Origin of the sequence: Burkholderia multivorans ATCC BAA-247, from assembly GCF_000959525.1 — a bacterium.
Classification (GTDB): domain Bacteria; phylum Pseudomonadota; class Gammaproteobacteria; order Burkholderiales; family Burkholderiaceae; genus Burkholderia; species Burkholderia multivorans.
The window spans coordinates 1,244,688-1,265,466 of record NZ_CP009831.1 but is presented as its reverse complement, the minus strand read 5'-3'; the positions used below and the strand labels follow the sequence as shown (position 1 = coordinate 1,265,466).

The window sequence follows — 20,779 nt, the reverse complement described above, 5'->3', positions numbered from 1 at the left end:
TCGCATCCTGACCGGTTGAATTCATGGAAGAGAAACATCACAGCAGCGTCGGCATCCAGGTGGACGACCACGGGATGCACCTGCCGTCCCGCACGGCCGTGTCGCGACGCGCGCGGATCGTGCTGATCGTGATCGGCGTGCTGCTCGCCGCGGGCGCCGCGCGCACGATCGTCGTCAACGTGCTGAACCGCGGCCGGCTCGACGCCGTCGCCGAGCAGAACACGCGGCAATACGTGACCGTCGTGCATCCCGTCGATGCGGCAAGCGGCGGCCGCCTGACGCTGCCCGGCACGCTGCGCGGCTACGTCGAGGCGCCGATCTACGCGCGCGCGAGCGGCTACGTGCTGCGCTGGCACGCCGACATCGGCTCGCACGTGAAGCAAGGGCAGCTGCTCGCCGAACTCGATACGCCGGAGCTCGATCAGGAACTCGCGCAGGCCGGCGCGCAACGGCGGCAGGCACAGGCGGCGCTCGCGCTCGCAAGGACGTCGTTCGAGCGCGCGCAGCAGTTGCGCGAGCGCGATGCGGTGTCGCAACAGGAACTCGACGACCGTCAGGGCGCGTTCAACCAGGGCACCGCGAATCTCGCGGCGGCCGACGCGAACGTGCGCCGGCTCACCGAGCTGAAGGGCTTCCAGCGCATCGTCGCGCCGATCGACGGCGTCGTCACGCAGCGCAACGTCGACGTCGGCGATCTCGTCAGCTCCGGCAACGCGGGGCGCGCGCTGTTTACGGTCGTGCAGGCCGACCGGCTGCGCCTGTACGTGCAGGTGCCGCAGGCGTACGCGCAGCAGGTGAAGGTCGGCCAGCACGTGAGCGTGTCGCAGGCCGAGCTGCCGGGGCGCACGTTCGACGGCACGATCACGCGCACCGCGCAGGCGATCGACGTCGCGACGCGCTCGCTGCAGGTCGAGATCACGCTGCCGAACGCGGACGAGCGGCTGCTGCCCGGCGCCTACGTGCAGGCCACGCTGCCGATGACGCCGGTCGGCCGCCTGCAGATTCCGGCCAGCACGCTGCTGTTCCGCGCGGAAGGGCCGACCGTCGCGAGCGTCGACGCGAACGGCCGCGTGCATCTGAAGCCCGTGACGGTCGTGCGCACGATCGGCCAGACGCTCGAAGTCGACGGCGCGCTCACGCCGGACGACCGGCTCGTCGCGAACCCGGGCGACGCGCTCGCGAACGGCGACACGGTCGTCGTGTCGACGCCGACCGCGCAACCGGCGTCGGCCGCCGCAGGAGCCCGATCGTGATCGCGACCGGCCCGCGCCGCGCCGTCGCCGCCTGCGCGATCGCGGCGGCGGCCGCCCTCGCCGGCTGCACGGTCGGTCCCGACTACCGGCGGCCCGCGGTCGACACGCCGGCCGCGTGGCACGTCGATCCGGCCGACGCGTACTGGCATCCGGCCGCGCCGGCGCGCGCGCCGCTCGACGCGACCTGGTGGACCGCATTCGGCGATCCGCAGCTCGACGCGCTCGAAGCCGAGGCGCAGCGCAACAACCAGAACCTGAAGGCCGTCGCCGCGCGCTACGACCAGGCGAAGGCCACGCTCGCATCGGTCGCGTCCGCGCAATATCCGGCCGTCTCGCTGAACGCGAGCGGCCAGCGCTTTCGCATCTCGGCCGATAGGCCGCAGACGAACTACGCGACGCAGAACGTATCGACGGTGCAGAACGACATCCAGATCGGCGCGAGCGTCAGCTACGAGCTCGACCTGTTCGGCCGCGTGCGGCGCACGGTCGAGGCCGCCGAGGCGAATACCGACCAGGCGCGCGACGATTTCGCGAACGCGCGCGTCGTGCTGAGCGCCGATCTCGCGTCGAGCTATTTCGCGCTGCGCGAGCTCGACGCGGAGATCGACGTCGTGCAGCGCTCGATCGCGCTGCAGCAGAAGGCGCTCGACTATGTGAGCGCGCGCCACGATCTCGGTGCGGTGTCGGGCCTCGACCTGCTGCAGCAGCGCGCGCAGCTCGACGCGACGCGCACGCAGGCGCAGTTGCTGGCACGGCAGCGCGCGCAGGTCGAAACCGCGATCGCGACGCTCGTCGGCACACCGGCGCCTGCGTTCTCGCTGCCGCCGCGCGTGGTGCCGATCAATGCGCCCGCGCTGCCGACCGGCATCCCGAGCGATCTGCTGGAGCGGCGCCCGGACGTCGCGTCGGCCGAGCGCGCGATGGCCGCCGCCAACGCGCAGATCGGCATCGCGCGCGCCGCGTATTTTCCACGCATCGCGCTGTCGCCCGACATCGGCTGGGACGCGACGCGCTTCTCCGGTCTGTTCACGGTGCCGGCGCTGCTGTGGTCGATCGGCGCGTCGGCGAGCGAGTCGCTGTTCGCAGGCGGCAAGCTGAGGGCCGGCGTCGATTTCGCGCAGGCCGGCTACGTCGCCGCGCAGGCCAACTATCGGCAGACGGTGCTCACCGCGTTCGAGGAGGTGCAAAATGCGGTGACCGGGCTGTCGGTGCTCGCCGACGCCGCGCAGCAGGCGTCCGCCGCCGTCGACGACGCGCGCCGGCTCGTGTCGCTCGCGCAGGACCGCTACGCGGGCGGGCTCGCGCCCTTCATCGACGTGCTGACGGCCGAACAGCAGTTGCTGACGAGCGAGCGGCAGGCCGTGCAGATCCAGGGGCAGCGCGCGGCGCTCGTGGTCTTTCTCGCGAAGGCGCTCGGCGGCGGCTGGAACGGCGCGGCCGCTGCCTCCTCCGACATGGCGGCCGCGGACGCCGCCGGCACGCGCCCGTCAGCGGTCACGCGATAACGGATCCGAACATGAAAGTACTGATCATCGAAGACGAACCGAAAGTCGTCGAATATCTGAAGAGCGGACTGACCGAGGAAGGCTGGGTCGTCGATACCGCGCTCGACGGCGAGGACGGTGCCTGGAAGGCGGTCGAGTTCGACTACGACGTGGTCGTGCTCGACGTGATGCTGCCGAAGCTCGACGGCTTCGGCGTGCTGCGCGCCTTGCGCGCGCAGAAGCAGACGCCCGTCATCATGCTGACCGCGCGCGACCGCGTCGACGACCGCGTACGCGGGCTGCGCGGCGGCGCCGACGACTATCTGACCAAGCCGTTCTCGTTCCTCGAACTGATCGAGCGGCTGCGCGCATTGACGCGTCGCGCGCGCGTGCAGGAATCGACGCTGATCTCGATCGGGGACCTACGTGTCGACCTGATCGGCCGCCGCGCGACGCGCGACGGCACGCGGCTCGATCTGACCGCGCAGGAATTCCAGCTGCTCGGCGTGCTCGCGCGGCGCAGCGGCGAGGTGCTGTCGAAGACGACGATCGCCGAGCTCGTCTGGGACGTGAACTTCGACAGCAACGCAAACGTCGTCGAAACCGCGATCAAGCGGCTGCGCGCGAAGCTCGACGGCCCGTTCCCGGAGAAGCTGCTGCATACGATTCGCGGCATGGGCTACGTGCTCGAAGCGCGCGACGACGGCGGCGACGCGGAGAAGCGCACATGAAACGCTCGATCGCGCTGCGGCTGTCGACGATGTTCGGCATCGTGTCGCTGCTCGTGTTTACGCTCGTCGGCTGCGGGTTGTTCGTGATGATGGAGCGCCAGCTGTTCGCCGAGCTGCGCGCGACGCTCGACACGCGCGCGAAGGTCGCCGAAATGATCGTGTCGCATGCGCTCACGCCCGAACGCGGCCGGCTGATGAAGGAGAAGCTGGCCGACCTCGAGCCGCCCGACGGCTCGACGCGCTATCAGGTCGACACGCCGAATCCGGACTTCCGCTTCGGCCGCCCCGTCGACGGCGTGCCGGTCGGCGCACCGCTCGGCGCGTTCCAGCGCTACGCGCTCAACGACAGCAGCTACGACGTCATGACGAAAACCGTCACGGTGGCCGGTAGCGGCGCGCGACCGACGCTGAAGCTGATCGTCGCGAGTTCGTGCGAGCGCACGCAGCGGATGCTGCGCCGCTTCGGCTGGACGCTCGCCGCGCTGATCGCGACCGCGACCGTCCTCACGCTGATGCTGAGCCGCGCGGTCGCGCGCTTCGGGCTCGCGCCTCTCGACCGGCTGTCGCAGGACGCGGCGGCCGTCAGCGTCGCGAACCGCCGGCAGCGACTGCAGACCGACGCGCTGCCGGCCGAGCTGCGCGAACTGGCCGCCTCGTTCAACGGCGCGCTCGAGCGCATCCAGCAGACCTACGAGCGGCTCGAAGCATTCAACGCGGACGTCGCGCACGAGCTGCGCACGCCGGTCAGCATCCTGATCGGCCAGACGCAGGTCGCGCTGACGAGCCGCGACCGTTCCGCCGACCGGCTGCGCCAGACGCTGCAGTCGAATCTCGAGGAATTCGAGCGCTTGCGCGTGATCATCAACGACATGCTGTTCCTGTCGCGCAGCGACCGCGGCGAACGCGCGACCGATCTGAAATACGTGTCGCTCGCGCACGAGGTGCAGCGGATGCTCGACTTCCTCGAAATCCCGCTCGACGAAGCGCAACTGCGCGCCGAACTGCACGGCGACGCGCGTGCGGCCGTCGATCCGTCGCTGTTCCGGCGCGCGATGACGAACCTGCTGATCAACGCGATCCAGCATTCGGCGCCCGGCGCGACGCTGCACGTGACGATCGCGCCGCGCGACACGCTCGTCGACGTATCGGTCGCGAACCCCGGCGAGCCGATCGATCCCGCGCGGCGCGCGCATGTGTTCGAGCGTTTCTACCGGCTCGAGGAAGCGCGTGCGAACAGCATGGAAAATCATGGGCTCGGGCTGTCGATCGTGAAGGCCGTCGCCGAAATGCACGGCGGCAGCGTGTTCGTCACGTGCGCCGACGGCGTCAATACGTTCGGCTTCTCGGTGTGCGCACAACCTTCCGCCGACACACCGGCGCGCGCGCACGACGCATCCGGCCACCCGGCGTCGGCGACGCTGCCGCACGCGCGCCCGTCGCGCGCGGCGCACTGAGTTCGCGCGACGCGCCGACGGCAGTTTTCTTCAATACGCGCGCGCGCCGCATGCTTACTCTCGATGCGAGTTCCGACATTCGCATGGAGAGATTCGATGAGCATGCTGGTTTCGATGGCCGCGTTCGCGCTGGCTTCGTCGATCACGCCCGGTCCGGTCAACATCGTCGCGCTCGGCGCGGGCGCGCGTCACGGGCTGCGCGCGGGGCTGCGCTATGCGGCCGGCGCGACGCTCGGTTTCGTCGCGCTGTTTCTGCTGACCGGCCTCGGCCTGCACGCGGCGCTCGAGCGCTGGCCCGCGCTGACGAGCGCGACACGCTGGTCCGGTATCGCGTTCCTGCTCTACATGGCATGGCGCCTCGCACTCGACGACGGCCGGCTGCCGGCCGATACGAAAGTCACGGGGCCGTCCGCGGCGTCGGGCGCGGCGATGCAGTGGCTCAATCCGAAAGCGTGGCTCGCGTGCGTCGCGGCAATGGGCGCGTATGCGGCCAACGGCGATCGCGCGCAGGTCTGGCAATTCGCCGCGCTGTATCTCGTGATCTGTTTCGCGTCGATCGGCTGCTGGGCGTATGCGGGCGCGTCGCTGCGGCAGCGGCTCGCGAGCGCGCGCCGGATGCGCGTATTCAATCGGCTGATGGCGTTGCTGCTGGCGGGAAGCGCGTTGTATCTGCTCGACGTGTAATCGCGACGCCTCGCCACGCGGCGCGCGCGGCGCTTCAGCGGGCCGCGCCGCGATACTGGCCGGGCGTCGCGGCCGCGATCCGACGGAATGCTCGCTGGAAATGCGCCTGATCGGCGAAACCGGCGTCGAGTGCGACGTCGGCGATCGGACGACCGCGGCGCAGTTCCGCACGCCCGTACTGCACGCGACGGTCGATCAGGAACGCATGTGGCGTCATGCCGTAGCGCGCGCCGAACGCGCGGATCAGATACGACGGCGACAGATCGGCCGCTGCGCAGATCGCGTCGAGCGTCAGCGGCTGCCGGCAGTGCGCGGCGATGTAGTCGGCCGCCCGCGCGAGCTTCGCGTTGTCGTCCCCGCGCCGCGCGTCGGGCACAGCGCGGTCGAGCGCGCCGTGCAGCCGCGTGAAGAATGTGACGGCCGCGCTCTCCTTCGCGAGCGCGTCGACGCCGGGCGCGACGAGCGTCCGGTAGAAACGACCGAACTGCGCGAACAGATCGCGCCGCTGCGTCCATTTCGGCGAAAAACCGTGGAAATCCGTGTTCGCGTCGCGGCCGAGCGAATGCTGCAGCCGCGCGAGCCACGGCACGTCGACGTACACCATCCGGTACGCCCAGTTGTCGGGCCCGTACGGATTGCACGCATGCACCTGCTCCGGATCGATGATCACGAGCACGCCGCGCCCGACGTGCTGGTTCGTCGCGCCGTTCACGTACGTGCTCGTGCCGCCGACGATCGCGCCGATCGAGAACGTGTCGTGCGTGTGCTTCACGTAGCAGAGTTCGCGCCCGTCGTCGACGGTGCGCGCTTCGATGAACGGCAGCGCGGCGTCGCGCCAGAACGGCGACGGCGTCGTGGACGAGCGGACGGTAGTACGGCGCACGCGGCGGCCTCCCGGAGCGAATGACGAGTGCACACCGTACAAGACTGCGTCGCACCGCGCAAGCCGCGCGCATCGCTTCGCTGCCGGCGCGCGCGGTTTCGCCTAAGCTTGGAACTCCGGCCGCTGCGGCATGCGCCGGCGGCTCCGTTCCCTCTTCTTCCGGTACGCTCATGCACATCGATCTGAAAGGCAAGACCGCGGTCGTCACCGCTTCGACCGCCGGCATCGGACTCGCCATCGCCGAAGGGCTCGCGCGCGCAGGCGCACGCGTCGTCGTCAACGGACGCAGCGACGCGTCGGTCCAGTCGGCGATCGCCCACCTGCGCACGGCCGCGCCCGGCGCGGCTATCGACGGCGTCGCCGCCGACCTGTCCGGCGCCGCCGGCGCCGCGCGCATCGCGCAGCACACGCCGAACGCCGACATCCTCGTCAACAATGCGGGCATCTATGGGTTGAAGCCGTTCTTCGACATCGACGATGCCGAATGGACGCACTACTTCGAGATGAACGTGATGTCGGGCGTGCGGCTCGCGCGGCACTACCTGAAAGGGATGCTCGAACGCGACTGGGGCCGCGTCGTGTTCGTGTCGTCGGAGTCGGGACTGAACATTCCCGTCGACATGATTCATTACGGCTTCTCGAAGACGGCCCAGCTGTCGATCGCGCGCGGTCTCGCGAAGCTCGCGGCCGGCACGCGCGTGACCGTCAATTCGGTGCTGCCGGGGCCGACGCTGTCGGAAGGCGTGCGCACGATGCTGCAGGAGACGGCCGATCAGACCGGTCGCAGCGTCGACGACGTCGCGGTCGACTTCGTCCGCGAGCATCGCGCGAGTTCGATCATTCAGCGGCCCGCGACGCCCGAGGAAGTCGCGAACATGGTCGTCTACGTGTGTTCGCCGCAGGCATCGGCGACGACGGGCGCGGCGCTGCGCGTCGACGGCGGCGTCGTCGACACGATCGCCTAGCGCGCCGGCGGCCGCAGCGCTACGCGCCGCCGTTGCGCGCCTGCAGCCGGCCGCTGCGGTCGGCGTTCATGCAGGTGTCGAAGCCGTGGTGCGTGACCGCGCCGGCGCGATCGAACACGACGAAGTACGGCCGGCGCTCGTCGCCGTGTTCGAGCAGATAGTTGTAGCAAACGCCGCTGCCGTTGCGCACCATCCACACGCTGCGCGGATTGCCGCCGGCGTGGACGACCGTGTCGCGCGTCGCGCCGTGCCGCGACGCGGCCTTCGGCACCGGCATCCGCGAATACGAGAACGGCAGCCATGCATCGAACCACGCGCAGCCGTGCAGCATCAGGCAGCCGGCGGCCAGAGAAAGCGTTGCAGCGGGACGGGACATCCGGATCAATCGCATGCTGGGAAGAGTTCTGCTGCGCCTGCCGGCGCGACCGAAAGCCCCATGCTACTCGACCTTTGGGGTTCGGATCGCAAAGAAATGTCGAATTCGGTGTGCGCGGCGTGCCGGATGCAACGCTTACGCGCGCCATTCGGCCCACAGCACGGTCAGCACCGTCATCAGCGCGGGGCCGACGAACAGGCCGATGAGGCCGAACGTTTCGGCGCCGCCGAGAATGCCGAACAGCACGAGCAGGAACGGCAGCCGTGCCGAGTTGCCGATCAGCATCGGCCGCACGAAGTGTTCGGCAACGAACACGACGACGAAGCCGAGCACGGCGATCACGACCGCCCACGCGGTCGCGCCCTGCACGAACAGCCACAGCGCGGCGCCGCAGAACACGAGGGGCGCGCAGAACGGCAGCATCGCGGCGACGGCGGTGACGACGCCGAGCAGCGCCGCATGCGGGACGCCGGCGAGTGCATAGGCAACGCCGAGCAGCGCGCCTTCGCCGAGCCCCACGACGACGAGGCCCGTGACCGTGCCCTGCACCGCGGCGACCATCCGCTCGATCAGATGCGCGCCGTCGTGGCCGAACGCGCGCTGCGCGCCCTGCAGCAGTTCGCCGGCCAGCCGGTGTCCGGCGCGCACGATCACGAACAGCGTGACGAGCATGAAGCCGAATTCGAATACCGCATGCGCGACGCGCGTGCCGAACTGCCGCCCGAACGCGAGCACCTTCTCGCCGCTCGCGCCGTGCATCGCGGTGGCCGCATGCAGCGGATGGCCGAGGTTGGTTTGCCACCATTGCGTGATCTGCGCGGCGCCGTACGGCAGCCGGTTCACGACGTCCGGCAGCGGAATGCCGTTGTCGCGGATCGACTGGAACCATTCGCGCAGGTCGTGCGCCTGCACGATCGCCTGCGTGAGCGCGATCGCGACCGGCAGCACGACCAGCAGCGACACGGCCGCCGTGACGATCGTCGCGACCAGCGTCGGCCGGTTGCGCAGCAGCGCATTCGCCTCGATTCGCTGCAGCAGCGGCCACATCGCGATCGCGATCACGCAGGCCCAGGCGATCGCCGGAATGAATGCGCGGATCACCCACAGCGCAAGCGCGAGAAGCGCCGCATACAGCACGGCGCGCGCGATCTGTTGCGCGCGCGGCCGCGCGGCCGCATCGCGGGACGACGAAACGTGAGTGCCCATCGCACCTCTGTCGAAAGAAAAAATGGCGGTTCGCGCAGCAACCTCACTGCGCGAACCGCCATTCTATCCATCGATGCCGCGCATGGGCGCGGCGCGACGCGGGCTTACGCTGCCTTCTCGGCGACGCGATAGCGCTCGAGCCAGTGTGCATACGGCGCGGGCAGCGTCCACGACGGACGCTCGACGCCGAGCTGCCTGGCCGCATAGTACGGCCAGTGCGGGTCGGCCAGATGCGCGCGGCCGACCATCACGAGATCGAGCTGCTCGTCGGCGACGACGCGGTTCGCCAGTTGCGGCGTGTCGATGCCCCACGCGGACGACACCGGCAGCCCCGCTTCGCGGCGCACGCGCTCGGCGACCGGCGCGAGGAACGCCGGGCCCCACGGAATCTGCGCATCGGGCGTCGAGAAGCCGACCGACACGCTCAGCATGTCGAGCCCTTCCTGCTTCAGTCGCTGCGTGAGCGCGATCGATTCGGCGAGCGTCTCCTCGTCGCGGCCGTCGTATTCGATCACGCCGAAACGCGCGGTCAGCGGCAGATGCTCGGGCCAGACCTTGCGGACCGCGGCCAGCGTCTCGACGAGGAAGCGGCCGCGATTCTCGGCCGAGCCGCCGTATTCGTCGGTGCGCCGGTTCGAGTGCACGGAGAAGAAGCTCTGGCCGAGATAGCCGTGCGCGAAATGCAGTTCGAGCCATTCGAAGCCGATGTCGCGCGCACGCCTGGCCGCCGCGACGAAATCGGCCTGCACGCGCGCGATGTCGTCGCGCGTCATCTCGCGCGGCACCTTCGGCAGATGCGCGCCGAACGGCACGGACGACGGCGCGATGGTCTGCCAGCCGCGCGGATCGCCTTCGGGGATATGGTCGTCGCCTTCCCACGGACGGTTCGCGCTCGCCTTGCGGCCCGCATGTGCGATCTGGATGCCGGGCACCGCGCCCGCGGCCTTGATCGCCGCGACCGACGGCGCGAACGCTTCGGCCTGCGCATCGGTCCAGAGTCCGGCGCAGCCCGGCGTGATGCGGCCTTCCGGCGACACGGCGGTCGCCTCGGCGATCACGAGGCCCGCGCCGCCGCGGGCGATGCCGGCCAGGTGCACGTGATGCCAGTCGTTGACGACGCCGTCCTCGGCGACGTACTGACACATCGGCGGCACCGCGATCCGGTTGCGCAACGTGACATCCTTCAGTTTGAACGGTTCGAACAAGGCAGACATCCACGACTCCTTTTGCTTGGTCCTGCGAAACGGCGGGTTGAGCCGTCGTGCGGCTGCACGACGGCGCGAAACGGATGCCGCCGCGCCGCTTGCGCGACGCGACGGCGCCTGGCCAGCGGCGCGTTCAGCGCCGGCTCAGCGCGGCGAGCAGCGCTTCGGCCGCGGGCGCCGACGACGCCGGGTTCTGCCCGGTGATCAGCAGCCCGTCGGCGACGACATGCGGCGCCCAATCGGCGCCGCGCTCGAACTGCGCACCGTTGGTCTTCAGCATGTCCTCGACGAGGAACGGCACGACTTCGGTCAACCCGACGGCCGCCTCCTCGCTGTTCGTGAAGCCGGTCACGCGCTTGCCGCGCACGACCGACTCACCGGTTTTCGGGTCCTTCACGTGGCGCAGCACGCCCGGCGCATGACAGACCAGCGCCGCCGGCTTGCCGGCCGCGAGCGTGCGTTCGATCAGGCCGATCGAATGCAGATCCTCGGCGAGATCCCACAGCGGGCCATGGCCGCCGGGGTAGAACACCGCGTCGTAGTCGTCGATCGACACGTCGGCCAGCTTGCGCGTCGCCGCGAGTTCGGCCTTGGCGGCCGGATCGGCATCGAAACGGCGCGTCGCATCGGTCTGCGCGGACGGATCGCTGCTCTTCGGGTCGAGCGGCGGCTGGCCGCCCTTCGGCGACGCGAGCGTCAGCTCGATGCCCGCGTCCTTGAACGCGTAGTACGGCGCGGCCAGTTCCTCGAGCCAGAAGCCGGTTTTCTTGCCGGTGTCGCCGAGCGTGTCGTGCGAGGTCAGGACAACCAGAATCTTCATGATCGGACACTCCTATGAAATTGACGGGAACAGGCCGCACGGGCGGCAGCCGTGTCGCGCATCGGGCATGCCGGCGCACGACGCGCGGCGCCGCATGCGCGCGGTGCGTGCCCGTTAGTCCGCGCTCGTGCGGCAACGTGCGGCAGCGATACACAAAACCGGTCGCTGTATTAGACCAGTCGTCTACAAGCCACGCGCGACCCGCGGTGTCGGCGCGCATCGGTGGCGACTGCGTTGCCGCATCAGCCCGATTGTGCGCCTGTCGCGCCACGGCGTGCGCCGCCGGCAGCGCGTCGCTTTGCCGCTCCGCCCTTCCCGCGCGCGCACGTCTGCGTGCCGCACGCGTCCCGTCATCCGGCGCGCCGCATGTCGCACGGTTCGGCTCGTCCGGTTCAGGAGCTCGGATCATAGCCGCTGATTAGACCGGTCGTCTAGTAAACGGCCGTTCGACCCTGCCGTCCGCAGGGTTTCATCTTTGCCTCCGTGCCGCGCGCGGCGACGGTCGCGATCGGCGTCCTGTCCGGTGCATACTCGCGGTATGCCGATCGACCGCAAAACGACCAAATCGAGGTAACCACTGCGATGGACATCGCCATCCGCATCGAAGGCCGACACGACCTGACCGGCCAGATCTACCGCCAGCTGCGCACCGCGATCGTCGACGGGCGGCTCGAAGGCGGCGCACGGCTGCCGTCGACGCGCGATCTCGCGAAGCAGCTCGGCGTGTCGCGCAAGACGACGCTCGATGCGTTCGAACGGCTCGTCGCCGAAGGCTATCTGCACACGCGCGCAGGCGACGGCACGTTCGTCGCCGACGGGCTCGCGCGCGTCCCGCATGCGGCCGAGGCGCCGGGGCCGTCGCTCGTGCGCGACACGCCGCGCGCCGACGCGGTCGATGCGCGCGCATGGTGGAACGACCTGCCCGACGCGCTGCCGATGCCGATGCCGGCCGACACGCCGCGCGACGACTTCCGCGGCGGCGTCACCGACAAGACGCTGTTCCCGTTCGACACGTGGCGACGCTGTCTGCATCACGCGCTGCGCCAGCAGGCGCGCGTGCGCGGCCAATATCACGATCCGGCCGGCGATGCGCAGCTGCGCGGCGCGATCGCGCGCTACGTCGGCTTCCGGCGCGCGGTGGTCTGCAACTGGGACGACGTGATCGTCACGCAGGGCGCGCAGCAGGCGCTCGATCTGCTTGCCCGCGTCGTCGTGCGGCCCGGCGACATCGTCGCGGTCGAAGATCCCGGCTACCCGCCGGCCCGCGCCGCGTTCGCGTCGGTCGGTGCAACGGTGATCGGCGTGCCCGTCGACGCGCACGGGCTCGTGACCGAGCGGCTGCCCGACGAGGCGCGGCTCGTCTACGTCACACCCTCGCACCAGTTCCCGCTCGGGATGCCGATGTCGCTGGAGCGGCGCATCGCGCTGCTCGAATGGGCGCAGCGTCGGCGCGCGGTGATCATCGAGGACGACTACGACGGCGAATTCCGCTTCGAGGGGCGGCCCGTCGAATCGCTGAAGAGCCTCGATCGCACGGGGCTCGTCGCCTACGTCGGCACGTTCTCGAAGACGATCTTCCCGGACCTGCGGATCGGCTATGCGATTCCGCCGCGCGCGCTGCGCGGCGCGCTCTGCAAGGCGAAGCAGATCGTCGACTGGCATACGTGCACGCTGACGCAGGCGGCGCTCGCGCGCTTCATGCTCGACGGCGATTTTGCGCGGCACCTGCGCCGCGTGCAGAAGCACTACGACGCGCGCCGCAAGATGGTGGTGGCGCATCTGCGCGGCGCGCTCGCGCCGTGGTTCGACGCGATCGTGCCCAGCGCCGGCATCCACCTCGCCGCGCTGCTGAAGCCGGGCCTCGACGAAGCGGCGCTGATCCGCGCGGCGCGCACGCAGGACATCGGGCTGTACGGCATCTCGATGTTTCACGTCGACGTGCCGGTGCGCGCGGGGCTCCTGTTCGGGTATGGCGGCATCGACGCGGTACGCATCGACGCGACGCTCACGCGGCTCGCCGCGATGCTCGACGAAGGCGTCGCCAGCCGGCGCACGCCGGTGGTCACCTGATATTTCCGGAAATTGGCCATTCAAGCAGGCCAGTAGGACTCGTAAAGTAGGTCCGTCGCGCCACCGTGCGCTCCAACCGAAAGAGGACCTGCGATGCAACCGCGTCTGAACTTCTATGCCGCCAGCCCGAATGCGATCAAGGTGATGCGCAACGCCGAGGACTTCCTCGCGAAAAGCTCGATCGAAAAGCCGCTCGCGGAGCTCGTCCGCCTGCGCGCGTCGCAGATCAACGGCTGCGCGTTCTGCGTCGACATGCATACGACCGACGCGCGCAAAGGCGGCGAAACCGATCGCCGCCTCGCGACCGTCGTCGCCTGGCGCGAAACGCCGTTCTTCACCGCACGCGAGCGCGCCGCGCTCGAATGGACCGAGGCGCTGACGCTGATCGCCGAGGACCACGTGCCCGATGCGGTGTGGGAATCGGTGAAGCCGCACTTCAGCGACGAGGAGCTGTTCGACCTGTCGCTGCTGATCGCGACGATCAACGCGTGGAATCGCTTTGCGATCGCGTTCCGCAAGATGCCCGAGTGAGGTGCGCACGATGACGACCCGCACCTCCTTGCGCCGCGCGCTCGTCGGCGCGGTGCTCGCGCTCGGCGCCGTGTCGGTCGTGCCGACGCACGCACACGAGACAGGCGACGCCGCGCACGCGATCATGCGGCAGACCGTGCCCGAAGCGCCGGGCAAGCTCGCGGTCGTCGCAATCGTCGACTATGCGCCCGGTCAGGCATCCGAACCGCATCGGCATCTCGGCTCGGTCTTCGCGGTCGTGTCGAAAGGCGAAGTGTTGTCGCAAGTCAACGACGGCCCGCTGCGGCGCTATCGCGCCGGCGAAGGCTGGTACGAGCCGCCGGGCGCGCGCCACCAGGTGTCGCGCAATGCGAGCGAGAGCGAGCCGGCGCAGCTCGTCGTGTTCGCACTGACCGGCGAGCACGATCCGCTGAAGTCGCCGATGGAGCGGTGAGCGCGCGTCGCGCGCGATGTGCCGATACCAATGGAAAAACCGGCCCGAAGGCCGGTTTTTCCGTACTGCGTACCGCTTGGCCGCGGCGGCGCTGACGCGCCGCGCGACATCAGAAGCGGTGGATCATGCCGACGCCGACGGCGATCTGGTTCTGGCCGGCACCTGCTGCCACGCCGTCGCCGATTTGCGTCGTTGCCGACTGGATCGCGCCCGCGCGGCTCAGCGTATTGCCGCTCGCGTGCTGGTACGCCTCGAGTGCGTACAGGCCCGTGCGCTTCGACAGGCTGTAGTACTGCGACAGCGTGACCTGGTGGTACTTCGCCGAGCTCGAGATGCCGTTCGACTTCGTTGCGGCCGTGTACGAGTAGCCTGCCGCGAAGTCCCACTGAGCCGCTGCCTTCCAGTGCAGCACGGCGCCGGCCGTGTTGAAGATCGCGGTGTTGTGGAACGACGAGCCGATGCCCGGGATGTACTGGACGTTCGTGTAGGACACGGATACGTCCCACGCCGGCGTGAACTGGTAGCCGGCCGTCACGCCGAGGCGCTGCTGCGATTGCGCCGTCGCGTAGCCGTTGTTGATCGCCGACACGGCCGGCTGGCCGCCGCTCGTGACCGTCGAGTTGTCGCCCCACGCGCCGCCGCCGAGCGTCGAGTTGTTGACGCGCTGATAGCCGACCGCGATGCCTGCCGGGCCGTTCAGGTACTGGATCGCCGCGCTCCACGTCGAGCCGCGGTTCACGCTGCCCGGCACGCCGCCGAACGAGTACGAGCCGCCGACCGTGAAGCCGTAGAACTTCGGCGACATGTAGACGAGCGAATTGTTCGCGCGGTAGCTCGTATCCAGCGAGTCGATATCACCCGGGTGCGCGCCGTATGCGCCCGTCAGCCACGTCGTCGGGCTGTACGGCGACAGCAGCGTGTAGTACGCCGTGTACTGGCGACCGGCCGTCAGCGTACCGTACGCCGCGTTCGTCAGGCCGACCCACGCCTGACGCGTGAAGATGCCGCCCGTCCACTGCGATGCGCCCGTTGCCGTGTTCACGCCGGCTTCGAGCTGGAAGATCGCCTTCGTGCCGCCGCCGAGGTCTTCGTTGCCCTTCAGGCCGAAGCGGCTGCCTGCCCACACGCCGGTGGACATCGACACCTTCGAATGACCGCCGCTCGTCGCGCCGGTCGACGGTGCCGCGTTATTCTGGTACGCCAGACCGTTATCGACGATACCGTACAGGGTCACGCTGCTCTGAGCGTGGGCGGCGGTAGCGGCCGCAAGGCCGGCTGCCGTCATGGCGACGACGACGCGCTTTTTCATTGATTCTCCGTCCTCAAAGAATGATTCTTTTCTGGTGTGGTCTTGTGACACATGTGCGAGTACATGCCGGCGCAATTCTGACGGATTACCGATTGTTTCCCAATACGCGCGGTCGGTCATCGTATGATCGACGCAACGCGCGGGTTCACCAAACGGTTACATAAGGCGCGGAAACGCTTACAGCGCGGGCGTTTCCGGCATTTCCCGGTGAAAACCCTAGCTTTACATTTTTACTGCTGCACATCGAGTGCGCGAAGTCGTCAGACGCCTTCGCGGCTCGCAACCGCGCAGGATCGCTGACGATCGTGACACCTCCGTTTCGGCAGCCGAATCGTCGTGCGAAACGCGGTCGGGCGACCGCGGTCGGAGGAAACGCGGCGGCCCGGCGAACGCGGGCCGCGAGAGAGGAACGCCGGCGGCAACCGCGCCGCCGCGCGATGCTTGCCGTGCCGATTACCGCGATGCGATCCGTGCGTCGACCGCGTCGACGAGCGCCGCGATGCGCGCGCGGATCGCCGCGTTCGATCCGACGAACGCGAGCGACGACGCCATGATTCGATAGATCCGCTTTCTCGGCACCTTGGCCGGTTTCGCCGGATCGAGCCAGCCGTCGTGGCCGGCCAGCAGTTCGAGCGTTTCGAGGCCGATCAGGATCGGCCACAGGCACGCGAGCCGCAGCCGCACGAAGCGACGCGGAATCGCCACCGTATACGTACCGGCATCGCGATACTGGTCGAGCGCGACGCGCAGCAGGTCGAACAGCACGCCGCGCGCGCGCGGATACGCGTCGGGTGCGAGCAGATCGGCCGCGCTCAGCCCGTGCGCGGCGAGCGCGTCCTCCGGCAGATAGCAGCGGCCGATCCGCAGATCCTTCGCGCAGTCGCGCAGGATGTTCGTCATCTGCAGCGCCTTGCCGAAGCGGATTCCGCGCTCGCGCATCGCCGGCACGTCCCAGCCGCGCGCCGCGCGCGTGTGCATGGCCGTCATGTCGGTCCAGAACTCGCCGACGCAGCCGGCGACGAGATACGTATAGCGGTCGAGCACGTCGCGCGTCGGGAGCACCGCAAGCTGGCCCGACTGCTCGTCCGGGAACGTGCGCAGGTCGAATTCCATGCCCGACGTCAGCGTCGCGACGACCTTGCGGATCGACGTGCGATCCGCGTCCGGCTGCGCGCGCAGCAGCGCGAGCATCGGCTGCATCGAGCCGAGCAGCACGTGCTCGTGCGAATCGGTCTGCATCCGCGTCACGTCGTCGAGTGCGGCCGACAGCGCGACGCCGTCGCCGAGCCGCTCGATCTCGTCGCGCAGCGCGTTCAGCAGCGCCGCGCGCCGCTCGGGCACGACGAGCGCCGTGTCGGCGATCGTGTCGGCCGCGCGCGCGAGCAGATACGCGAGACCGACCGGCTCGCGCATGCCGTCGGGCAGCACGCGCAGCGTCAGATAGAAGGAGCGGGAAACGTTCTTCAGCAGGTCGCCGAGCAGATAGGCGGGATCGGTATGAGTCGTCATGGATTCGGAAAAATCGGCCGGCGCGGCACCCGCGCACGTCCGGCGCATGGGCGCCCGCGCCGGCCCGCGAGTCGCCGCATCGTCGCGCCCGCACGGCGTCGCGGGCCGGCGCGGCGATGCAAAATTCCCGCAAGTTTAGTGCATCCGGCGCCGGGCCCCGCGGGCGACGGCGGTTCGACGCACGCCGGGCGTCAAAAACAAGAAAGGCACAAGTAATACATATGTAATGATGCGATGCGACGATCGCGTCCCGTTCGATGCCGCGCGGCGCGGCATGATGCATCGCGCCGCCGCAACCGCGTCCTTTTCCGGCTCCCGATTCGAAGGTCCATCGCCATGTTCTTCAAGCGCCCGAGCGTCCTGCGCTGCGTCCCGTTCGCCTGTGCCGCCACGTTCGTGCTCGCCGCGTGCGGCGGCGACGATACGCTGACGCCCGACCCGACGCAGCCGATCTCCGCAAAAATCCAGGTGGTCGGCCACCGCGGCGCGAGCGCGCTGCGTCCCGAGCACACGCTCGCGTCGTACCGCAAGGCGATCGAGGACGGCGCGGACATCATCGAGCCCGACCTCGTGGCAACGCGCGACGGCGTGCTGGTCGCGCGCCACGAGAACGAGATCTCGGGCACGACGAACGTGTCGACGCTGCCGCAGTTCGCGAGCCGCAAGACGACGAAGACGATCGACGGCACGCAGCTGACGGGCTGGTTCACCGAGGACTTCACGCTCGCCGAGCTGAAGACGCTGCGCGCACGCGAGCGCATTCCGCAGATCCGCCCGGCGAACGCCGCGTACAACGACCAGTTCGAGATTCCGACGCTCGACGAAATCGTCGCGCTCGCGAAGCAGATGTCCGCGCAGACGGGCCGCACGATTCATCTTTATCCCGAAACCAAGCATCCGACCTACTTCCAGTCGATCGGCCTGCCGCTCGAGGACCGCCTCGTCGACGCGCTGCTGAAGGATCCGTACACGTCGCGCACGGCGACCGTCTACATCCAGTCCTTCGAGGTCGCGAACCTGAAGGCGATCCGCAACCGGATCGGCGCGGGCCAGCCGAACTGGAAGCTCGTGCAGTTGATGGACGAAGCCGCGCAGCGCCCGTACGACTTCGTGAAGGCAAACGACAAGCGCACCTACGGCGACCTGTCGACGCGCGACGGGATGCGCGAGATCGCGACGTACGCGAACGGCGTCGGCCCGTACAAGACCTCGATCATCGCCGTTGCCGCGGACGGCACGCTGCAGCAGCCGACGCCCTACGTGCGCTACGCGCACGAAGCCGGGCTCGTCGTGCATCCGTACACGTTCCGGCCGGAGAACAATTTCCTGCCGGCATCGCTGAAGGACGGCGGGACGCCCGACACGCGCAATACGGCGGGCTCGGTGCGCGAGATCCAGGCGTACCTGCGCGCGGGCATCGACGGCTTCTTTACCGACGATCCGGCGGTCGGCCGGACGGCCGTCGACACGTTCAAGCGCTGAAGCGGCGGCGGATGCGGTGCGGCACATGCGCACCGCATCCGCCACGCACCGTCTCGCACGGCGCGCGGCCGCGCGCCCCGTCGCGGTCAAATCACGCTGAAGTGATGCGTCCCGTCGCGCTTCAGCTGATCGACGAGCCCGTATTCCCAGTCCAGATACGCCTGCATCGCGGCCGCCGCGTTGTCGGTGCCCTCGTACGGCCGCCGGTAGCGGTCGATGCGCGGCGACGCGAGCCGCGTTTCGCCGCTTTCGAGCGGCAGCCCCGCGTCGATCCACGCGGCCGTCCCGCCCGCGAGCACGAACACCGCCGCGCCGTCGGGCAGCCACGCGCGCGCGTCGGCGGCCGCGAAGCGCGCGAGCAGGCTCGACCCGCACGTGAACACATAGCGCGTTGCCGGCGGGATCGCGGCGAGCGCGTCGCGCAACTGTGCGCGCACCGCGAACCACGCGCCCGGGATATGGCGTTTCACGTAGTTCGCGCTGGCCGTCACGTCGACGATCGCGACGTCGTCGCGCTTGCCCGCTTCGAGCCAGCCCGCGAGCGTCGCGGGCGACACGTCCTGCGCCTCGGGCGGCGTCGGCACATTGCGCGGCGGCTCGCCGCGTTCGACGAACGCCGCGTCGCCCGCCGGTTCGACGACGCGCACGTCCCAGCCCATTTGCGCGAGCCACGACGCGGTCATGTCCGCGCGCACGCCGTCGTCGTCCGCGAGCACGATCCGTGCGCCGCGCACCGGGGCGTGATGATCGGTCTCCTGCACGAGTTGGCCGCCCGGCGTGCTCTGGAAGCCCGGCAGATGGCCGGCCTCGTATTCCTCCGGCTTGCGCACGTCGAAGCGGTAGAGCGTTCGGCCCGGCTCGGCGGCGAGCGCGTCGACGTCCGCGAGCGCGATCCGCGCCACGCCCGCGCGCTCGGCGACCGCGCGCGCCGCGCGGCGCGCTTCCGCACGCAAGGCGGGATCGATCTCGTCGGGAAAACGGCGCGCCGCGCCGTGCTCGAGCGTCTGGCCCGCGAGCGTCCAGCCGATCGTGCCGTTGCGCAGCGCGGCCACCGGGTTCGGCAGCCCCGCGTTGATCAGCGACTGCGTGCCGATGATGCTGCGCGTGCGGCCCGCGCAGTTCACGACGATCCGCGTCGACGGGTTCGGCGCGAGCGCGCGCACGCGCAGCACGAGTTCGGCGCCCGGCACGCTCGTCGACGTCGGGATGTTCATCGTCCGATACTCGTCGAAGCGGCGCGCGTCGACGATCACGACGTCGGCACGCGCGTCGATCAGCGCCTGCACTTCCTGCGCGGACAGCGACGGCGTATGCCGCTCGGCCTCGACCCATTCGCCGAATGACTTGCTCGGCACGTTCACGTCGATGAACAGCTCGCCGCCCGCGGCCTGCCAGCCGGCGAGACCGCCGTCGAGCAGCCGCACGTCGGTATAGCCGAGCCGCGCGAGCGTGGCGGCCGCGCGCGGCGCGAGATCCTCGCCGTCCGCTTCGCCGTACACGACGATCGGCGTGTCGCGGCGCGGAATGCGCGTCCACGCGTCGAGCTCGAGCCTGGACAGCGGAAAGTTCGCGGCCCACAGCGGATGGCCCTGCGCGTACGGATCTTCCTCGCGCACGTCGATCAGCGCGATTTCGTCGCGGGCGAGCAGGCGTGCGCGTACGTCGTGGTACGACGCGACGGGAAAGCGGGAAACGGAATCGGCGGTTGGCGTCACGATGTCTCTGTCGGTTGAACGGGATGTCGGAAAAACGGAAAAAACGGCGGCCTCCTGCGTGCAGGAGGCGGTGTCACGGATTCGAATAGCCGGATACGAACGGCTTCACGGTGCCGTCGTCGAGGAACACCGCGCGCTCGACCTTGCCGATGTTCGCACCGTACACGTGGATGCTGATCGACACGCGATCCGCGAACGCATTCGTCACGCGATGGATGTCGCCGATGCGCGGCGACACGGCCTCGACGTCGCCCGGGCGCAGCCGCGTCGCGTCGCCTGCCGGCACCGGCCGGCCGCCTTCGTCGAGCCGATACGGCTGCGACAGCTCGCCGCCGCGCAGCATGCCGATCAGCCCCCACACCGTATGGTTGTGAATCGGCGTCGACTGACCGGGCCCCCAGACGAAACTGACGACCGAGAAACGCTCGTCGCGGTCGAGATGCAGCAGGTACTGGCGATAACGCTCGGGATCGGGCTGCGCGAACGCGTCGGGCAGCCAGTCGTCGCGCGCGACGAGCGCCGCGAGCAGCGCACGGCCCTCGTCGACGACGCGCGCCTCGTCCGCGCCCGACGCGAGCAACGCGCGCAACCCGTCGACGAACGGGCCCAGCGGCGACTGATGCAACGAAAGCGTACTCATCGACCGGCTCCTCGAATATGATGGCCACC

General features: G+C 69.6%; 19 protein-coding genes. 10 read left to right on the top strand and 9 right to left on the bottom strand.

Annotated elements, in window-relative coordinates:
- The first annotated feature begins 23 nt into the window (after positions 1-23).
- The 5 genes from NP80_RS07890 (at position 24) to NP80_RS07870 (ending at position 5,606) form a co-directional block, all read left to right on the top strand.
- Positions 24-1,253: an efflux RND transporter periplasmic adaptor subunit gene (locus NP80_RS07890; protein WP_035945993.1), complete on the top strand. Its 1,230-nt coding sequence runs from the start codon at positions 24-26 to the stop codon at positions 1,251-1,253.
- The gene (locus NP80_RS07885) at positions 1,250-2,758 is read left to right on the top strand and encodes an efflux transporter outer membrane subunit (RefSeq protein ID WP_045593334.1); all 1,509 of its coding nucleotides are present in this window, start codon (positions 1,250-1,252) and stop codon (positions 2,756-2,758) included. The genes NP80_RS07890 and NP80_RS07885 overlap by 4 nt, the downstream gene beginning before the upstream one ends.
- An 11-nt stretch (positions 2,759-2,769) precedes the next feature.
- Positions 2,770-3,468, top strand: coding sequence for a heavy metal response regulator transcription factor (locus NP80_RS07880; RefSeq protein ID WP_006403630.1), 699 nt, complete (start codon positions 2,770-2,772; stop codon positions 3,466-3,468).
- On the top strand, positions 3,465-4,922 hold the full coding sequence (locus NP80_RS07875; protein WP_006411633.1) for a heavy metal sensor histidine kinase: 1,458 nt from the start codon (positions 3,465-3,467) through the stop codon (positions 4,920-4,922). Before NP80_RS07880 ends, NP80_RS07875 begins: the two co-directional genes overlap by 4 nt.
- A 96-nt stretch (positions 4,923-5,018) precedes the next feature.
- On the top strand, positions 5,019-5,606 hold the full coding sequence (locus NP80_RS07870; protein ID WP_006403632.1) for a LysE family translocator: 588 nt from the start codon (positions 5,019-5,021) through the stop codon (positions 5,604-5,606).
- Between the two features lie 34 nt (positions 5,607-5,640).
- Here the strand turns inward: NP80_RS07870 and NP80_RS07865 are convergent, their stop codons facing one another.
- Positions 5,641-6,489: an AraC family transcriptional regulator gene (locus tag NP80_RS07865; protein ID WP_006411630.1), complete on the bottom strand. Its 849-nt coding sequence runs from the start codon at positions 6,487-6,489 to the stop codon at positions 5,641-5,643.
- Between the two features lie 170 nt (positions 6,490-6,659).
- Between NP80_RS07865 and NP80_RS07860 the strand changes: the two genes are divergently transcribed.
- Positions 6,660-7,454 carry an SDR family NAD(P)-dependent oxidoreductase gene (locus NP80_RS07860; protein ID WP_006403635.1) on the top strand — a complete coding sequence of 265 codons (795 nt, stop codon included), beginning with the start codon at positions 6,660-6,662 and terminating at the stop codon, positions 7,452-7,454.
- 19 nt (positions 7,455-7,473) lie between these two features.
- Here the strand turns inward: NP80_RS07860 and NP80_RS07855 are convergent, their stop codons facing one another.
- From NP80_RS07855 to NP80_RS07840, 4 genes are all read right to left on the bottom strand, one after another.
- A complete protein-coding gene (locus NP80_RS07855) occupies positions 7,474-7,830 on the bottom strand; it encodes an osmotically-inducible lipoprotein OsmE (protein WP_006403636.1) in 357 nt (118 codons plus the stop codon).
- Between the two features lie 135 nt (positions 7,831-7,965).
- Positions 7,966-9,036, bottom strand: coding sequence for an AI-2E family transporter (locus NP80_RS07850; protein WP_006411634.1), 1,071 nt, complete (start codon positions 9,034-9,036; stop codon positions 7,966-7,968).
- A 104-nt stretch (positions 9,037-9,140) separates the two neighbouring features.
- On the bottom strand, positions 9,141-10,250 hold the full coding sequence (locus NP80_RS07845; RefSeq protein WP_006411632.1) for an NADH:flavin oxidoreductase/NADH oxidase: 1,110 nt from the start codon (positions 10,248-10,250) through the stop codon (positions 9,141-9,143).
- A gap of 124 nt (positions 10,251-10,374) precedes the next feature.
- The gene (locus NP80_RS07840; protein ID WP_006412218.1) at positions 10,375-11,061 is read right to left on the bottom strand and encodes a type 1 glutamine amidotransferase domain-containing protein; all 687 of its coding nucleotides are present in this window, start codon (positions 11,059-11,061) and stop codon (positions 10,375-10,377) included.
- A gap of 582 nt (positions 11,062-11,643) precedes the next feature.
- Here NP80_RS07840 and pdxR point away from each other — a divergent pair.
- The 3 genes from pdxR (at position 11,644) to NP80_RS07825 (ending at position 14,095) form a co-directional block, all read left to right on the top strand.
- Positions 11,644-13,131, top strand: a complete 1,488-nt coding sequence (gene pdxR / locus NP80_RS07835; RefSeq protein WP_006412219.1) for a MocR-like pyridoxine biosynthesis transcription factor PdxR — start codon at positions 11,644-11,646, stop codon at positions 13,129-13,131.
- Positions 13,132-13,224: 93 nt separating this feature from the next.
- Positions 13,225-13,662 (top strand): carboxymuconolactone decarboxylase family protein, encoded by a 438-nt coding sequence (locus NP80_RS07830; protein WP_006403645.1) that lies wholly within the window; start codon positions 13,225-13,227, stop codon positions 13,660-13,662.
- 10 nt (positions 13,663-13,672) lie between these two features.
- A complete protein-coding gene (locus NP80_RS07825; RefSeq protein WP_035948682.1) occupies positions 13,673-14,095 on the top strand; it encodes a cupin domain-containing protein in 423 nt (140 codons plus the stop codon).
- 109 nt (positions 14,096-14,204) lie between these two features.
- On the opposite strand, the gene NP80_RS07820 is transcribed toward NP80_RS07825, so the two are convergent.
- Complete coding sequence (locus NP80_RS07820) at positions 14,205-15,404, bottom strand: porin (protein WP_035487722.1); 1,200 nt, start codon at positions 15,402-15,404, stop codon at positions 14,205-14,207.
- 453 nt (positions 15,405-15,857) lie between these two features.
- The gene (locus NP80_RS07815) at positions 15,858-16,913 is read right to left on the bottom strand and encodes a phytoene/squalene synthase family protein (RefSeq protein ID WP_035948684.1); all 1,056 of its coding nucleotides are present in this window, start codon (positions 16,911-16,913) and stop codon (positions 15,858-15,860) included.
- Positions 16,914-17,249: 336 nt separating this feature from the next.
- Here NP80_RS07815 and NP80_RS07810 point away from each other — a divergent pair, with 336 nt between their 5' ends.
- A complete protein-coding gene (locus NP80_RS07810; RefSeq protein WP_006410497.1) occupies positions 17,250-18,395 on the top strand; it encodes a glycerophosphodiester phosphodiesterase in 1,146 nt (381 codons plus the stop codon).
- 86 nt (positions 18,396-18,481) lie between these two features.
- Here NP80_RS07810 and NP80_RS07805 read toward each other — a convergent pair whose 3' ends face one another.
- Entirely contained in the window at positions 18,482-20,110 is a 1,629-nt protein-coding gene (locus NP80_RS07805) for a rhodanese-related sulfurtransferase (protein WP_045593331.1), read from the bottom strand.
- Between the two features lie 73 nt (positions 20,111-20,183).
- Complete coding sequence (locus NP80_RS07800; RefSeq protein ID WP_006409148.1) at positions 20,184-20,750, bottom strand: cysteine dioxygenase family protein; 567 nt, start codon at positions 20,748-20,750, stop codon at positions 20,184-20,186.
- Positions 20,751-20,779 lie beyond the last annotated feature (29 nt).

What these genes read in the sequence shown, in the direction of transcription:
- NP80_RS07860 (WP_006403635.1), top strand. Translation starts at nt 6,660, where the DNA reads ATGCACATCGATCTGAAAGGCAAGACCGCGGTCGTCACCGCTTCGACC.
- NP80_RS07880 (WP_006403630.1), top strand. Translation starts at nt 2,770, where the DNA reads ATGAAAGTACTGATCATCGAAGACGAACCGAAAGTCGTCGAATATCTG.
- NP80_RS07815 (WP_035948684.1), bottom strand. Translation starts at nt 16,913, where the DNA reads ATGACGACTCATACCGATCCCGCCTATCTGCTCGGCGACCTGCTGAAG.
- NP80_RS07855 (WP_006403636.1), bottom strand. Translation starts at nt 7,830, where the DNA reads ATGTCCCGTCCCGCTGCAACGCTTTCTCTGGCCGCCGGCTGCCTGATG.
- NP80_RS07820 (WP_035487722.1), bottom strand. Translation starts at nt 15,404, where the DNA reads ATGAAAAAGCGCGTCGTCGTCGCCATGACGGCAGCCGGCCTTGCGGCC.
- NP80_RS07890 (WP_035945993.1), top strand. Translation starts at nt 24, where the DNA reads ATGGAAGAGAAACATCACAGCAGCGTCGGCATCCAGGTGGACGACCAC.
- NP80_RS07840 (WP_006412218.1), bottom strand. Translation starts at nt 11,061, where the DNA reads ATGAAGATTCTGGTTGTCCTGACCTCGCACGACACGCTCGGCGACACC.
- NP80_RS07850 (WP_006411634.1), bottom strand. Translation starts at nt 9,036, where the DNA reads ATGGGCACTCACGTTTCGTCGTCCCGCGATGCGGCCGCGCGGCCGCGC.
- NP80_RS07825 (WP_035948682.1), top strand. Translation starts at nt 13,673, where the DNA reads ATGACGACCCGCACCTCCTTGCGCCGCGCGCTCGTCGGCGCGGTGCTC.
- pdxR (WP_006412219.1), top strand. Translation starts at nt 11,644, where the DNA reads ATGGACATCGCCATCCGCATCGAAGGCCGACACGACCTGACCGGCCAG.
- NP80_RS07810 (WP_006410497.1), top strand. Translation starts at nt 17,250, where the DNA reads ATGTTCTTCAAGCGCCCGAGCGTCCTGCGCTGCGTCCCGTTCGCCTGT.
- NP80_RS07830 (WP_006403645.1), top strand. Translation starts at nt 13,225, where the DNA reads ATGCAACCGCGTCTGAACTTCTATGCCGCCAGCCCGAATGCGATCAAG.
- NP80_RS07870 (WP_006403632.1), top strand. Translation starts at nt 5,019, where the DNA reads ATGAGCATGCTGGTTTCGATGGCCGCGTTCGCGCTGGCTTCGTCGATC.
- NP80_RS07845 (WP_006411632.1), bottom strand. Translation starts at nt 10,250, where the DNA reads ATGTCTGCCTTGTTCGAACCGTTCAAACTGAAGGATGTCACGTTGCGC.
- NP80_RS07875 (WP_006411633.1), top strand. Translation starts at nt 3,465, where the DNA reads ATGAAACGCTCGATCGCGCTGCGGCTGTCGACGATGTTCGGCATCGTG.
- NP80_RS07800 (WP_006409148.1), bottom strand. Translation starts at nt 20,750, where the DNA reads ATGAGTACGCTTTCGTTGCATCAGTCGCCGCTGGGCCCGTTCGTCGAC.